The organism is Rhizobium sp. IBUN (assembly GCF_000510625.1).
Taxonomy (GTDB): domain Bacteria; phylum Pseudomonadota; class Alphaproteobacteria; order Rhizobiales; family Rhizobiaceae; genus Rhizobium; species Rhizobium altiplani.
The window spans coordinates 1-14,309 of the sequence record NZ_AZNV01000076.1 but is presented as its reverse complement, the minus strand read 5'-3'; the positions used below and the strand labels follow the sequence as shown (position 1 = coordinate 14,309).

General features: G+C 57.8%; 9 protein-coding genes and 2 pseudogenes. 2 read left to right on the top strand and 9 right to left on the bottom strand.

The genetic code is table 11. From position 1 onward, the window contains the following. Nucleotides 1-792: pseudogene (locus RHIBUN_RS0132105) on the top strand (thiamine pyrophosphate-dependent enzyme); the annotation flags it as partial. Between the two features lie 291 nt (nucleotides 793-1,083). Here RHIBUN_RS0132105 and RHIBUN_RS0132100 read toward each other — a convergent pair. From RHIBUN_RS0132100 to RHIBUN_RS0132060, 8 genes are all read right to left on the bottom strand, one after another. Continuing rightward, nucleotides 1,084-1,290, bottom strand: coding sequence for a ChaB family protein (locus tag RHIBUN_RS0132100; protein ID WP_018116518.1), 207 nt, complete (start codon nucleotides 1,288-1,290; stop codon nucleotides 1,084-1,086). Nucleotides 1,291-2,510: 1,220 nt separating this feature from the next. After that, on the bottom strand, nucleotides 2,511-2,687 hold the full coding sequence (locus RHIBUN_RS36655) for a hypothetical protein (protein WP_156932796.1): 177 nt from the start codon (nucleotides 2,685-2,687) through the stop codon (nucleotides 2,511-2,513). Between the two features lie 506 nt (nucleotides 2,688-3,193). After that, the gene (locus RHIBUN_RS0132085; RefSeq protein WP_025662780.1) at nucleotides 3,194-4,024 is read right to left on the bottom strand and encodes a universal stress protein; all 831 of its coding nucleotides are present in this window, start codon (nucleotides 4,022-4,024) and stop codon (nucleotides 3,194-3,196) included. A 341-nt stretch (nucleotides 4,025-4,365) separates the two neighbouring features. Then, nucleotides 4,366-6,276: a heavy metal translocating P-type ATPase gene (locus RHIBUN_RS0132080; RefSeq protein WP_025662779.1), complete on the bottom strand. Its 1,911-nt coding sequence runs from the start codon at nucleotides 6,274-6,276 to the stop codon at nucleotides 4,366-4,368. 75 nt (nucleotides 6,277-6,351) lie between these two features. Further along, nucleotides 6,352-6,966, bottom strand: coding sequence for a cytochrome b/b6 domain-containing protein (locus RHIBUN_RS0132075; RefSeq protein ID WP_025662778.1), 615 nt, complete (start codon nucleotides 6,964-6,966; stop codon nucleotides 6,352-6,354). A gap of 120 nt (nucleotides 6,967-7,086) precedes the next feature. Continuing rightward, nucleotides 7,087-8,265: an efflux RND transporter periplasmic adaptor subunit gene (locus RHIBUN_RS0132070; RefSeq protein WP_025662777.1), complete on the bottom strand. Its 1,179-nt coding sequence runs from the start codon at nucleotides 8,263-8,265 to the stop codon at nucleotides 7,087-7,089. A gap of 14 nt (nucleotides 8,266-8,279) precedes the next feature. Continuing rightward, complete coding sequence (locus RHIBUN_RS0132065) at nucleotides 8,280-10,646, bottom strand: ABC transporter permease (RefSeq protein WP_037218219.1); 2,367 nt, start codon at nucleotides 10,644-10,646, stop codon at nucleotides 8,280-8,282. After that, entirely contained in the window at nucleotides 10,640-11,389 is a 750-nt protein-coding gene (locus tag RHIBUN_RS0132060; RefSeq protein WP_025662775.1) for an ABC transporter ATP-binding protein, read from the bottom strand. The genes RHIBUN_RS0132065 and RHIBUN_RS0132060 overlap by 7 nt, the downstream gene beginning before the upstream one ends. Nucleotides 11,390-12,347: 958 nt before the next feature. On the opposite strand from RHIBUN_RS0132060, the pseudogene RHIBUN_RS34990 reads away from it, so the two are divergent. Continuing rightward, nucleotides 12,348-13,301 (top strand): annotated as a pseudogene (locus RHIBUN_RS34990) (IS110 family transposase); the annotation flags it as partial. Between the two features lie 293 nt (nucleotides 13,302-13,594). Here the strand turns inward: RHIBUN_RS34990 and RHIBUN_RS0132045 are convergent. Next, nucleotides 13,595-14,309, bottom strand: a 715-nt coding sequence (locus RHIBUN_RS0132045) for an ATP-binding protein (RefSeq protein ID WP_025662772.1), incomplete at its 5' end; no start/stop codon positions are given.

Genomic DNA, 14,309 nt, shown 5'->3' with positions numbered 1-14,309 from the left:
TCCGACAGGACGCAAAGGACATGGATCCAGCAACGTGTCGAACCGTTGAACGCTAAGACCGAACTGGCGCCTGATCACAAGCGGCGGCTTCTCCAGANGCTCGTGGAGGTGACAGGGTACGAGCGGTATCTCAACAAGAAGTTCGTCGGCACGACGCGCTTTGGGCTCGACGGCGGGGAGTCGACAATCGTTGCTCTCGAAGAGATCCTTGAGCATGGTGTGGCCCTTGGTGTAACTGAGGTCGTTTTCGGCATGGCCCATCGCGGACGTCTGAACGTCCTTAGCCAGGTGATCCACAAGCCACACCGGGCAATCTTCAGCGAATTCAAGGGCGGATCATTCCTCCCGGACGAAGTTGAAGGGTCCGGCGACGTAAAGTATCATCTGGGAACCTCTTCGGATCGGGAGATCGGCGGTAAGCGGGTTCACCTGTCCCTGATCGCCAATCCTTCGCATCTTGAGATCATCGACCCGGTGGTGCTGGGGAAAGTCAGAGCCAAGCAGGAACAGCACAGCGATACAGCGGAGCGCACGACAGTCCTGCCGCTCCTGATCCACGGCGATGCGGCATTCGCCGGACAGGGGGTCGTTGCCGAGAGCCTCGGCCTATCAGGCCTGAAAGGCTACCGGACGGGAGGCTCGGTCCATCTGATAATCAACAACCAGGTCGGCTTCACGACCGACCCGAGCTACTCTCGGTCCTCACCTTATCCGTCCGATGTCGCCAACGGTGATGAGCCATCGTTCACTCAGCCCGAGATGTGTAAGGAAATTAGAAAGCACATGTCGACGAAGACCGATGTGATGACATCACCATGGGCTCTCCCGTCAGAGGCTGCGTCGAGGTTTTGAAGAATCGCGCGAGTAGGATTTGGTCTTGGACGTATTAGGGTTGCGCTTTGCGCCTCCGTTGCCTTTTCCGAGGACTGCGTCGACATCCACGGTCTCCCTTAGCCCACAATCGAGAGCCATGCCATAGTTTTGGGCGGAAGCTGAAAACCCTGGATTTGCATTGGGGCGGTGCCACAGGCAATCCATCGATTTCAGTAATGACATTATCGACAACGACGAGAGACCGCAGCGTTATCGTTTTACCCATGCGCCGTGGATTTTCACATAGGAGCGCTTGACCGCCGCCCAAGCAATCCGGTGAGCCGCTTCTTCTTGGCGCGGGTCGCCGAGATGAGCCTTGAAAGCGTGGTTGAATGCCTCCCTGTAAATGTCCTGGGCATGAAGGGGTAAGGCGTGTTGGACAGACGTCGGCAGATCGGAGTTGGTCGCATAGGGCATTCCGTCAATTCCTATGTTCGAGCCTCGTCAGCTGCGCTGCAGCGTGGGCGTCGGTTTATTGCTCCAAAGATGTGGTGATCGGTGATCCTTTTTCGAACTCATAGACCGAACGGATAAGTTTCGTCCTCACCAGACGCAGGGAACGACCGCACTTGTCTTATCGAACCACCAATGCATCGTACTGGTCGGATAGTAAGGCGGAGCTATAATGGCTCCCGCCTAGGTATCGGGCCGATAGATCACGCCAATTTATCGCTCCAGTCGCGGCTCCGTCAGCGCGCGGGGGGGCGTTACGTTGCCCACTGCGAAGGTCCAGCAGAAAGCGCTCTACACCGATGTCGTGTCTTAATGACTCGTAATTGTCGGAGCGTGAGGTCGTACGGATTTGATTCCGTCGGCGCATCCTATTCGGTCGGCAATGCGTTCCAAAACCGATCAGTGGGTCATTCTTCGCAGCACGTCCGCTATCGACGCTCGAGAAAGTGGCCTCTTCGCGGGCGCCGTTCCGCCGATAGTTGTCGGCAGTGGTAGGTAATTTCGAAACCAACTCGTTGCCATCTCGGTCAACTGCTTCGAGTGCGCCAGATTCCTCGAAGTGATGGGTGGCGCCTGGAACGATCCTCATAAAGCTTTTCGCAGGTGAGGGCAGACAGGGCCTTGCAGTTCAAAGTTAGGACTTGCTCATTCCGGCCACCGACAATCAACAGGGCGGCGCCTCCACGTCAGCCAGCCTCGGCCCAGCCAGGTCGGGACGACCGTCACGGGAAACCACGGCCGAAACGCGGTTTCGAAATTCTGCTGATGGTAGCATGGCAGCGCCCGCCGCTGTGCTCGCTCCCAACGGACCCAGCGGCAGATCTGCGATGTCGGGCTCGGCCCCAATCCAGATCGACGCTTCGAGCAAGCGTTCCGCGAGGAGTGGAATATCAAAGACATTTCGGCGGTCATTTGCCGTGAGCAAGTCCAGAAGAAGAGTGGCGAAGCCATCGGCATTCAGCTTGTCGGCCACTGCGATGTTGCGCGGGCTGAGCCGACTCGAACCGCTACCATGACCAAACAGGATAATGCCCCGCGGGTCCTTTGGAGCGAACAAGTCACCGACTAGACCAGCCGGCGGCACCGTAATTCACCGCTTGCCGACCTCTGGAGCGATTGTATCGAGCTCGGCCCATCCCTGCCGCAGCAGTCCAGTCGTTTCTTCATCGGTGAGTTGGTGGAAGTCATTCGTAGAATGAGCCAACGCCCCGGAAATCCCGCGCGCGATGCAGGCAGACGACCTGGTCTGCATACTGATTAATCGCGGCGAGCGTTTCCTCCGGGGCGACCGCAATTGCGAGGATAGTCTTGACGGCGGCCTGACCCCGCATCGCGGTGAGCGAGGCTTTCGCGGTAGCCACCGTGGCCAAACCGTCATCAACTACGATGGCGATGTGTCCGACTGGTCCGTGTGTGCGCGATCGCCGAAGTAAAGTTTACGACGGCGCTCGATCTCGGCAAGTTCATGCTGTCGCGGGCGTGCAGGTAGACCGCGTCAGCGCCGCTTGTCCGCCGAACATCCTTGTTGATGACCGATGGGCGCTCCAATCTTTCGGATAAATACGAGATCCAGTGGAGCGTGCAAAGCACGCGAGATCTCCAAAAGCGACAGGCATGCCGCCGAGTGCCAGCGCGTAGACTACTGGGCGGACGAGCCCCTGCGCGGTAAGCGTCTCCGCCAACCGACGTCCAGCATCGGCCCTGTCTTGAAATTCGAAATGCCATTGGACCATAGGTCACCATCTCTCGAATGTTCTTGATCATTTATCGCCGTGGTTGAGTGCGTTGTTGGCCGGGCTGTCCAGCGAAGATTCCAACCGCCGTAATTTTTTCCGCTGCTCAGGCAAAACATCGCTAACCGCTGTCACTACCGCGATATAAAAAGCGGAACTTTGCTATCCTTCAGCATTGAGCGCGTAACGCCACCGAACAGACGCTGCTGGAGCCTCGGATGACCATAGGCGCCCATGACAATCATATCGGCGCCGACGTCCATCGCGTGTCGCCGCAAGGTTTCGTCTACACGGCGCCCGCCGCTCGCCAGCCGGTCGACCTTAACCTTCACGCCGTGGCGGCTGAGGAAGATAGCGATGTCCGAGCCCGGCTCTTCACCGTTCCCGTAGCTTCTTGCAACAGGATCCACGAGCGTCACATGGACGGCTTCGCACCCCTTGAGGAATTCCATAGACTGACGGGTGACACGCGCTGCCTCGTTGCTCGAGTCCCACGCGAGTAATATTGACTTCGGAAATGAATCGACCACTTGCATACGGGGGTTGATTAGGATCGGTGTGGGAGACTGGAACAGGGCGCCGTCAATGATCCTTCTCTCGAGATCCTCGACGCTTGCAGCTTGCGCCCCGACCAGCACTAGATCCGCATAGAGCGCATGTTGCGCGATGTCTTCGTCTGCCCACGCGAATTCGGTATAGATTTCCTGGATGTCGAAAGACAGTTCCGTTCGTTCCAGTATGCTCTGAATTGCGTTCGCTTCTTCGGCGAGGCGATCGATCTGCTTTTGCTGATCGTCGAGCCAGACGGTCGTCACAGGGTAGACGGCGACGGGCGGAACAGAGCACATGCAAATCACGATCGCGGTCAAATGCGCGCCTTGCGTTTCGCAGAACTCGATGGCGGGCTTGATATCCTGCTCCCAGCCATCAACACTAAAGACGCACATCACGGTTTTGATGCTCATGGCACTGCCTCCTCGTTTGATAGGGTGAGCCTAACGTGTTCGGAAAAGATTACTTTGATGTTCGTCAAAAAAGGGGTTCCCGCGGCGACCAAAATGAGCACAACAACTGCCGTTCCCTTAAAGGCTTGCAGTGGTGTCTGGAGAACGCAATGGCGATGCCCGGCACGCGCTGTCTGGGTCTTTTCGGCAACGCGCGTCTAGTTGAAGCCATATAGTTCAGTTGGTTAGTCGCTGCTTGGATGGCGCCGCCCTCGTGCGAACGACGGCGTCCTCGAAACTGCTTCCTTTGAGTGTACGATCAAGGGTGTAACTTGGCTCGTTTCTTCACAAAGCCAGCCAGGTCAATCAGGCGGCATTTCTCGGATGGTCCCATCACAAGAGGCTCCCGTGATCTGTTTCTCAGGAGTTTTCGTCGCACCTGGCCGAATATTCAGTGCCCGAAGGGCGTTCAAAATGACGGCAACATCAATCGCTTCCTGGAGGACGGCGCCCTGCACAGGTGTGAGATAGCCGAGAGCTGCTACCAGCATGCCGAGGATGGACAAGGCGATGCCCGCCACGACGCTCTCCAATGCGATGCGCCGAGCCCGGTGGGCAATATCGATCCCCGCACCCAGGCGGTCGATGCTGTCAACGAGGAGCACGACGTCAGCGGCCTCGGCGGAGGCCGCTGCTCCCCGAGCTCCCATGGCCACGCCTACGTCGGCGGCGGCGAGCGCCGGAGCGTCGTTAACGCCGTCGCCGACCATCATGACCGGGCCGTTCTTCCGTTCGGTTAATACCAGCAGAACCTTTTGATCTGGAGACAGTCCGGCGCGAAGCCCATCGAGCCCAAGTCCTTCCGTGACGCGTTCTGCAACCTCCACGCGGTCGCCTGTCGCAAGAAGAATACGGCTGATGCCTAGATGGCGCAATTCGCCGATCATTGATCCTGCGCCCTCCCGCAAAGGATCCGCCATGACAAGGTGGGCTGCCAGGCGACCGTCGACTGCTAGGGCGACAAGGACGGAACCTGACGCAAGGGCTGGATGATCGCCTGATTTCCGCCTCACATGTCCGACGACGAAATCGTCGCCACCCACGATGACCTTGTGACCATCAACGCTTCCTCGGACACCTTCGCCGGGGATTTCTACTGCCTCGGATGGTACGGAAAGCGCCAGTCCCCGCGCCTTGGCAGCTGTCACAATGGCTTGCGCAACGGGATGCTTCGAAGCCTGATCGAGAGCTGCGGCAAGACGAAGTATCTCATCGTCGGGCATGCCGATGTGGCTGTCGATCGCAACAATCTGCGGCCGCCCATCCGTTAGCGTGCCCGTCTTGTCAAGGATAAGCGTGCGGATACGCGCCATTGCTTCAAGAGGCTCTGCGCCCTTGATCAGCACACCGTAATGCGCCGCCCGCGAAAGACCAGCCACTAGCGCAACGGGGACAGCAAGAATCAAGGGACAAGGTGTTGCAATGACCAACACCGCCACCGCTCGGATAGGATCTTGCGTGAACCACCAAGCTGTTAAGGCGAGTGCGATAGTGACGGCGAGAAATCCCAGCGACCAGCGGTCCGCCAGGCGCGACATTGGGGCTTTGGACTGCTGCGCCTCTTCCACGAGGCGAACGATGCCGGCATAGGTACTCTCTTTTGCGAGCCTCGTGGCGATTAGGGCGAACGCATCCCCCGCATTCGTCGAGCCGCTCATAGCCTCAGAGCCCATGGCAACCCGCACCGGCAGAGATTCGCCAGTCAATGCGGATGTGTCAAGGAAGGCAAAGCTCGAAGCCACAGTTCCGTCTACTGGAAGGACGTCGCCCTGTCGAACCAACAGCTTGTCGCCTGGTGCGATCACGTCCAGCGGCACATCCTCAAGTCTGCCGCCGCGATTCCTCGTTGCAGTCCGGGGAACGCGCGAAAGAAGGTCATGCATTTCACGACGGGCACGACCTTCAGCGAAGCTCTCAAGGAAGGTGCCGCCGGCATACATGACGGCCACGACTGCGGCGGCCAACCCCTCGCCAACGGCGACCGCGGCAGACATCGAAAGTGCCGCGACGATATCGAGGCCCACCTCTCCGCGCCGAAGGTCACGAATGATTTCCGCCACAAGCGCCGCAAGGATCGGGAGAACACCTGCTGTCCAGACCATCCCAGCGGGGGCTGGCCAGTCGGAGAAGTGGAGCACGAGCCCGCCAAGAAGCCCTGTAACCGCAATTACCACAAGTGCGGATCTTATTCGATCACGACTGACAAATCCCATGGAGCCAAATCTCTACGTCCCGTGCGCTACTTATTCTCTGAATGTGCTTCCGCGCGACGCGCTTATCGGCTGCAGTCAACCGTCGCGTTTGCGGCCTGTAATCATTGCACCTACAAGGTTTTCGTGGTGCATGAAGCCTGCGAGAACAACGCCGAGAACGTGGAAGACGACGAGACCAAACGTGACATTAGCGATCACTCCATGAACTTCGCCAATGAAGCTCTCGTCACGGCGGGCGCCTTCACTCTCTTCGCCAGGGAAAGTTCGTTCGCCCACAGAAAGCGTTTGGGCATATAGCGGTGCCAACGGGCCGCCGCCCTCTTTAGCGTATCCAATGAGGCCGGTTGCAACCGTCCCCGCAAGGGAAACCAGGAGTGCGATAACCATTGCCCCGCCGGCTGGGCTGTGTCCGATATAGCGCTTCGCGCGTCCGCGCGTGAGGTCCCAGAGATAGCGGCTCGCGATAACGGGACCAGTTACGAAGTCGGCAAAACGCGCATGGAGGGTTCCGATGAGTCCCCAGACGACGCGAGCAAAGACCAGAACACCGACTACATAACCGGCCCAGATATGCACTTCTCTTGCATCTTCGGTCAGATATGCGACGAAGAATCCCAAGGCAATTGCCCAGTGAGCTATCCGAACGAAAGGATCCCAGACCTGGATCTCGGAGGAAGTTCGAGCGCGCATTCCTTTCACTCCTGGCTAACTAGGTATGATTTAAATACACCCATTTTGCTTCCTGCGCCTTGATGCGGATCAAAGGACCAAGCGAGGACTGACGCGCTCGCTGATACATAGTGGATCGCTTCACTGCAGCTTGATCCTGCTTCCTTCGGTGAGAGCTGCGGGTGGATAGAGGACCACGATTTCGCCAGGGCGCACGCCTTTCGCCACTGCAGCAAGGCCTGCCGAGAGGTGCGCAATCTCAATCTGCCTGGTATGTGCCCTACCGTCGTCTACGATGAAGACGTTCCAGGTATCGCCGCGGCGGAACAGCGCTCCGACCGGCACGACAGTCGCTCGGTCTAATTCATCCACGATAATCTTCACTTCGACGCGGTACCCGTCTCCCAAACTGGTCCACGTCTCGCGCGGCGACGTTATGTCGACGATCACCCAGACACGTTGTTCTTCGACGCCAAGAGCGGAGATTTTGGTAAAAGCCGACGGTTCAACGCGGCGGACAGCCCCATGCAGATCTGCGGCGCCGCCCCAGCGCTTGACAATCACCTTCTGGCCCTCCTTTACGCGAATAGCGTCGGTCGTCAGCACGTCGACTGCGATTTCCAGGTCACTTGGATCACCGAGCTCTACCAAGGGGGCACCCAACGAGGCAACGGTCTCACTTTCTTGAACGATCTTCAGGATACGCCCTGATACGGGCGAAATCACCGGGAAGCTCTCGCCGGGTTCCGTGTTGCTTGCAGAGTTCAACGCTGCGCGTGCCTGCTCCAGAACGTGAGTAGCAGCGTGCGAGCGGCCTTCCGCCGCATTAACCTGCCTTTGCGCAGACAGGTATAGAAACTGGTCTCGATCGAATTGTGCGGCGGGCGCCACGTTCCGCTCAACAAGCTGTTTGGTGCGTTCGAGGTTCGCGCTGGCTTGCGACATCAAGACCTTGGCATTCTCGTAAAGCGATTCAGCCTCTTCGAGCGCCGCCTCGGCGGCTCCAACCTGCGCTTCCAGCTCCAGCTTGACGCGAGGATCGAGTAACGGAGAAATCGCCGGTGTTATGATCGCGAGCGTTTGACCTGCCTGAATAGCATCGCCTGCTTCCAGCGCCATTCTCTGTAGCCGCCCGGACAGGGGCGCTGATACCAAATAGCGATCCCGCACGCGGGTGCGTCCATCTTCATCGATTGTGTCCTCAAAGTTCGTGGTTACGATCGCAGCCGTCTCAACGAGGACCGGCTGCGGCATAAAAAGCCGATAAAGACCAACCATCACGAGCAGAAGGAGGATCAATCCGCCGACGATAGATTTCATTTGTCGCGCCATCGTCAATCTCGGGTCTTTAGAACAGATACCATATCCAGCGCGTTGACCGTTCGTCGGATGGCGAGGGAGCTGACAAATGCGGCGCCTAGCACGAATAAGGAAGCCGTCGCATAGGTGCTTGGATCGATGACGAGAGGGATTTGAAACGATTTACTAGCCCGGGCGGCTACGATCAATTCGATCAGTTGTCGTCCAATCAGAAGTCCGGTGGGAACGGCGATGATTAGTATGATAACAAGTTCGCCGATGATGAGAGTCGATACTTCGTGCCGAGTGAGCCCGATTATCCGCAGGCTCGCCAATTCCAAGACGCGCTCCTGGAGTGAGATGCGGGCACTGTTGTAGACTACGCCTATCGCGATCAGCATTCCGAATGCGCAGAGAATAAGCGCACCTGTCAACACCAATCCACCTATCGTGTCGTTAAACAGCGCGAACCAGAGAGCCTTGACCGAGCTTCCTTCGATCTTCGGCATCGTGCTTATCCTGGCCCAGAGCAGTGCGGCTTGATCAGGATCGATCTTCAGGCTCGCGGCATTTACTACGGGTCCCTCTCGCATCAGACGATTGAGTGCGGTGCGATCAAGGGTCACAGATGTCCCCAGGATATCGTCCGAGATCGCGCGAACGGTAACTTCCTTGATGGTGCGGATGCCTTCAAGCACCTCCATCGAGACATTGTCGCCGACTTTGAGGTCGAGCTGTCTCGCGATCTGGCGGCTCAGCATGATCCCATCCGCGGGAATGGCAATTGGCTGCAACCGATTGTCTCTCGGGACTTTGAGCTCGGAAGGCCAATCCACGCCGATAGCAGACGTGCGGTACGTCCGGTGGCCTGCAAGCAGTCGAATGGGGACGGTCCTCTGGACTTCAACCTTTATTGCACCCGGGACTGCGCGCAACTCGTAGAGAGCATCCGAGGAAATCGGTTCTGTAAAGGTAAGAAACGCATCGCCGCGCTCAATGCGTCCGAAGCTCACGTCGATCATATAGTCAAGTGCATCGAACCAGAAAAACCCGAACAAGACGAGCGGTATGGCCAAGGCAATGCCGAAGATTGTCAGAAGTGTTCTGAGCGGCCGTCCGAGGAGGGCCCGAACCACCATCACGTACTGGAGCGGCATGCGCTGGTTGCCGATGGTTCGCACCCAGGAGAACGCATTTAGAGCGGGTGGTATTCGCGGGCGCATTCCTTCGGCAGGGCTAGGCACAGCGAGCCGGTGAACCGCCGTTGCGGCTGCAAGGTTTGCCGCGACGACGCTCCCGAGCATGGCCAAGGCCACTAGCCATGGCTCGAGACGCGGCTCTAGCAACGGAAACCGGAAGAAGGCGCGATAGGTTCCTATCACTGCAATAGAAAGCCACCCCCCCACGGCCAAGCCTATCATGGATCCCAGCAGTGCTATGGCCGTGACAAACTTGAAGTAGTGAATCGCGATCGTACCATTCGTGAACCCTAGCGCCCTCAGCGAAGCGATCTGTCCTCGTTGAGCCTCTATAATCCGACCGATCACGATATTGAGCAGGAAGGCCGCAATACCGAAAAAGACGGAAGGCATCACGATACTCATAGTTTTCTGCTCCGCCAGCTCGTCCTCAAGAAAGCGGTGGGATGGCTGTTCGGTCCGATCATAGGCGCCCGTGCCGCCGTACGGTGCCAGTAAGCGATCGACCTTCTCCAGGACTTGACGTATGCGCGCATTGGGCGACAGCGTCACTAGGACATCGTTGAATGCGCCTTTCATATCGAATGCGCTGCCGACCGCATCCTCGTTGACCCATAGGACGACGAAGTTCCGGTCGTCGGGAAGCGGAACTGCTGCTCGAGTGGCAAATACAAATTCCGGCGATAGCGCAGAGCCAATGACGCGGAAGCCTTGCAGGCGGCCGTTCAGGACTACGTCAATGGTATCTCCCATTCGTACGGCGCGCGCCTCGGCATAGGCCGCGTTTATAATGACCTCTTCCGGATGGAGCGGATCAGGCCAGCGGCCCTGTACCAGGTAAAGGCGATTGAGCAAAGGTTGACCTGCAGCCGGGATCGAGACGACACGACCGGAAATCGGCAGCTTCGTGTCCTCGCGTATCACTCGCACCGCTTTCGCAATGCGTGGTTCCACAGTACTGACACCGTCAGTCTCGCGCAGCTTGTCAACAACGGCGAGCGGTGCTCGCGTGATGCTGGCAAAGAGTTCGGCGAAGCGCTCGTGACGGTAATGCGCTTCCATAGCGCCGATCAACGCTAGATAATTTGACACCGACATCACGAAGACTGCTACGCCCGCCGCGATGAGCATCGCGATGCTGAGAACCTGAAGCCACATTGACCAGAGATCACGCAGCACTTTTATATCCAGAACGCTCACCATGTGACGTCCTGTGCGCGGATGCGATCCTGGTTGGCCACTTCTGCGACGATACGCCCACCACTGAGCCGTATCACGCGGTTCGCCATTCCAGCGATTGCCGAGTTGTGAGTGATCACTGCGGTCGTTGTGCCAATCTCGGAGTTCACTTTGGCGATTGCAGCCAGAACAAGTCGGCCGGTGTCCACGTCAAGTGCGCCAGTCGGCTCATCGCAAAGAAGGATATCCGGCCGCTTCACGATTGCGCGCGCCACCGCCACGCGCTGCTGCTCTCCGCCCGATAGCTGTGACGGAAAGTGACTGGCACGACTTACCAACCCTACGAGGTCGAGCGCGTCGACTGGCCTCATCGGACTAATGGCGATCTGGGCCACCAGGCGTACATTCTCCTCGACAGTGAGGCTCGGTATCAGATTGTAGAACTGAAACACGAAGCCAACGTGCTCGCGCCTGTAGAGTGTGAGTTCCTTGTCGCTTGCTCCGGTCAACTCGTGGTCTCGCCAAGCGGCCGTGCCCGATGTCGGTGCGTCTAGCCCGCCCAATATGTTGAGCAGCGTCGACTTTCCTGATCCGGAGGGTCCAAGAAGAACGATGAACTCGCCCTGGTTGATATCGAGATTGATATGATCCAATGCGATTACACGCGAATCACCGGATCCGTAGATCTTGGTTAGCCCTCTGGCGACAAATACAGGGGCGCCAAGTTGCGTGTCAGATCTTTTGAAACTTTGTTCGCGCGTTTGCATGAACTCCGCCCTCCAACGTTTTCATGGAGATGCTACCGATGGATGGGTCGATTGCATTGACCCTTGTCAAGTTTGCAACCGCGGGGCACCGCTTCTGATGAGGAAGGTTATGATCAGCGGGTTCCGCTCGGTTAAGTTCCGGGCCAGTCGGTGAATGGGACCAAGCATGGAGGCTCGCTTATTGGAAATGGGCAAGGCAAGAGCGGCGAGGTGACGAAGGGGATGTCCTTGAACCGGCCGAGGCTCACAAACAGCTCGCCCGTAGGGGTTGGATTGCTGTAGCACGCCGGTGGCGCAACCAAGATGACAACAAAGATGGATACTAGGCGTTCACCGCTCAGGTCGATCGGGCGGCAACCACTACCGTCTGAGTCCAGCAGGTGGAAAGGGTACTCGGTATCAAGACCACAAACCACATATTGGCGGTCAGAAGAACGAGTTTTAAAGGATGTGCAGCGGGGCCAAAATAAGGGGAACTGCCAGTAGTAGGGCGCAAAGAGCGAGCGCAGCCCAAGGCCCCTATTTCTTGTCATTTCGTTAAAACGCCTGCGCGCCAACTGCGTATGTTGAACGCGCGCCAAAGTTGAGCGAAGGCAAGGGTGAAGGAGCGTTATAGTCTAGGGTGGCAGACTGATCAAATCTCAGTATTTTGGCCACTCCAAGCGCTGCTAAGGTCGCCCCGCTGAGCATTGCTCCGTGCAGCACGACGGGATCCATTGAATGCCACCAAGGATTGGCTCCTTCGGATCCAATGCGGCGGTTGTCGAGAACTCCCTGCTCTCCTTCGCCCATTGCCAGCGCAAATGCAGGAAAGACAGATAGGTCCACGAGGTTAAGCCGCGGGCTGCCAGAGCAACCACAATAATCTCCTCTAGGTTGCACGACAAAAAGATACATGCGTCGTCGCATTATTTCTGCGTCTGTTGATTATGGGATGGCCCGCCCTTCCGAGGACATCGTGATTGTCCGCCGAACGATGCGGCGGCAGACGCTCATTGAGTTTGTCAGCAAGATGCCGGCGTGCGTCATTGCGATGGAAGCCCTGTTGTGGTGCGCACCATCTTGGGCGGATTTTCGGCCCGCGAGGACATGAGGTCCGGCTAATGTCGCCAGAGTATGTCAGCCCTTACGTGAAAGCGCAGAAGAATGACGACAGGGATGCGGAGGGTATTGCCGAAGCCCCGTCACGCCCCACGATGCGGTTCGTCGAACTCAAGAGCGAGGAACAACTCGATATACAATCGTTACACCGGGTTCGATCGCGCCTCGTTGCGCAAAGAAGCATACTGATCAATCAGATGCGCGCAATCCATTTGGAGCGCGATCTGATCTTCGCCGCAGGCCGTTGCAAATTTGAGAGCGATCTCGACTGGAAGAGCAGGAGAGCGGTCTCTCGGAGCGCATTCATCGGCTGATTGTCGAATTGCGCGGCGAATGGAAGGTGCTCGACACCAAGATCGCAATGCTCAATACCGAGTTCCTGTCGCTTGCGAGGGATAATCTCGCAATGCGCCGATTGACAGCCATTCCGGGTATTGGAGTGCTGAACGCCTCGACCCTGGTTGCTGCAATAGGCAATGCCACCAGCTTCGATCGTGCTCGCGATCTCAGTGCATGGCTAGGCCGCGTTCCGTGGCAGTTTACGACCGGAGGCAAGCCCCGTCTGCTCGGTATCCCGAAGCGCGGCAACGTCTACCTCAGAACCTTACTCGTGCACGGCGCGCGAGCGGCAATGCCTGCACTCAGTCAAAGCAATACACCCATCGGACATTAGCTTCGCGCGTTACTTTCTCGAGGCATCCATCGCAACGTGGCGATCGTCGCGCTCGCAAACAAGCTTGCCCGTATCGCTTGGGCAGTTCTCCGTAAGGACCGACCGTTCGAGCGAACTTATGGCATGGCGCCAGCTTAGTAGGGAGGATTGGCTGCGCGTCCTCACAGCCCATGATGTTTGCGAGAAGGACTATAGATGGCCTGACTGTCGACCGGCGTGCGGAAAGCCCAGCAGTGCAAATGGCTCGTTGAAGCCGCGTTGATTATTGAGGCTCCGGACGTGCGGATATCCATCTTGGCCGCGGCGTGACCGTGAGACCGAATACGTTGAAGCAGACTGCAGGGATCTAAAATTCTACTCGCGAACAGGGCGGGCCATAGGTTTGCACTGAGAAATGACTCGGCATTTTGCGCCGAGAACAGACCCGCCTCTTAGGCATGTTTCGGGTCGGGGTTGCCGAAAGTTATCTCGGAGACATGCCCCAGCTTGGAAGTAGACTGGCGAAGCGAGCCTCGGTGCAGTTCAGCTATCCGTCTGACGATCTTCAAACCGATGCCGAGGCTGTCGGTGCGATCGGACGTGCCGGCCTCTCGTCTCATGCCGCCTGGATGTCGATCCTGGACCCGAACCATATTCCTCCCTGCATACACACGAATAGCGGTGCCGGCCGGCGTGTGGCGCACGGCGTTTTCGACAAGATTACGCAAGGCATCCTTCAATAGCGCCGGCGCCCCCTGAACAAGGGCGGTTTCGACTTGAGGACAGAACTCCAGAGTGTGGCTGTTGTCATAGACCCACGGCGCAAGCTGCTCGACGACTGAGGATGAGAGCGCGACAAGGTCAACGGTCTCAAAGACGCCGTGGTCGAAGCCGTCAAGTCGGGCCAGGGTCGTCAGTTCTGCGACGAAGCGTACGAGGTCATCCAGATCGGCTTCCGCNTTGCGGGCGCGCGGATGGTCGATGTTTCCCAGCTCAAGCTTTATGGCTGCAAGTGGCGTGCGGATTTCGTGGGCTATGCCTGATGTAAGAACCTTCTGCGACGTCATCAGTTCGCCCACGCGTTCGAAAGCACGATTGACGGCAATAGCCAGATGGGCGACCTCGCGTGGCATCGCATCGAAATTCAGATGCGAATTTGCATCCATG

What these genes read in the sequence shown, in the direction of transcription:
- RHIBUN_RS0132100 (WP_018116518.1), bottom strand. Translation starts at nt 1,290, where the DNA reads ATGCCCTATGCGACCAACTCCGATCTGCCGACGTCTGTCCAACACGCC.
- RHIBUN_RS0132085 (WP_025662780.1), bottom strand. Translation starts at nt 4,024, where the DNA reads ATGAGCATCAAAACCGTGATGTGCGTCTTTAGTGTTGATGGCTGGGAG.
- RHIBUN_RS0132080 (WP_025662779.1), bottom strand. Translation starts at nt 6,276, where the DNA reads ATGGGATTTGTCAGTCGTGATCGAATAAGATCCGCACTTGTGGTAATT.
- RHIBUN_RS0132075 (WP_025662778.1), bottom strand. Translation starts at nt 6,966, where the DNA reads ATGCGCGCTCGAACTTCCTCCGAGATCCAGGTCTGGGATCCTTTCGTT.
- RHIBUN_RS0132070 (WP_025662777.1), bottom strand. Translation starts at nt 8,265, where the DNA reads ATGAAATCTATCGTCGGCGGATTGATCCTCCTTCTGCTCGTGATGGTT.
- RHIBUN_RS0132065 (WP_037218219.1), bottom strand. Translation starts at nt 10,646, where the DNA reads ATGGTGAGCGTTCTGGATATAAAAGTGCTGCGTGATCTCTGGTCAATG.
- RHIBUN_RS0132060 (WP_025662775.1), bottom strand. Translation starts at nt 11,389, where the DNA reads ATGCAAACGCGCGAACAAAGTTTCAAAAGATCTGACACGCAACTTGGC.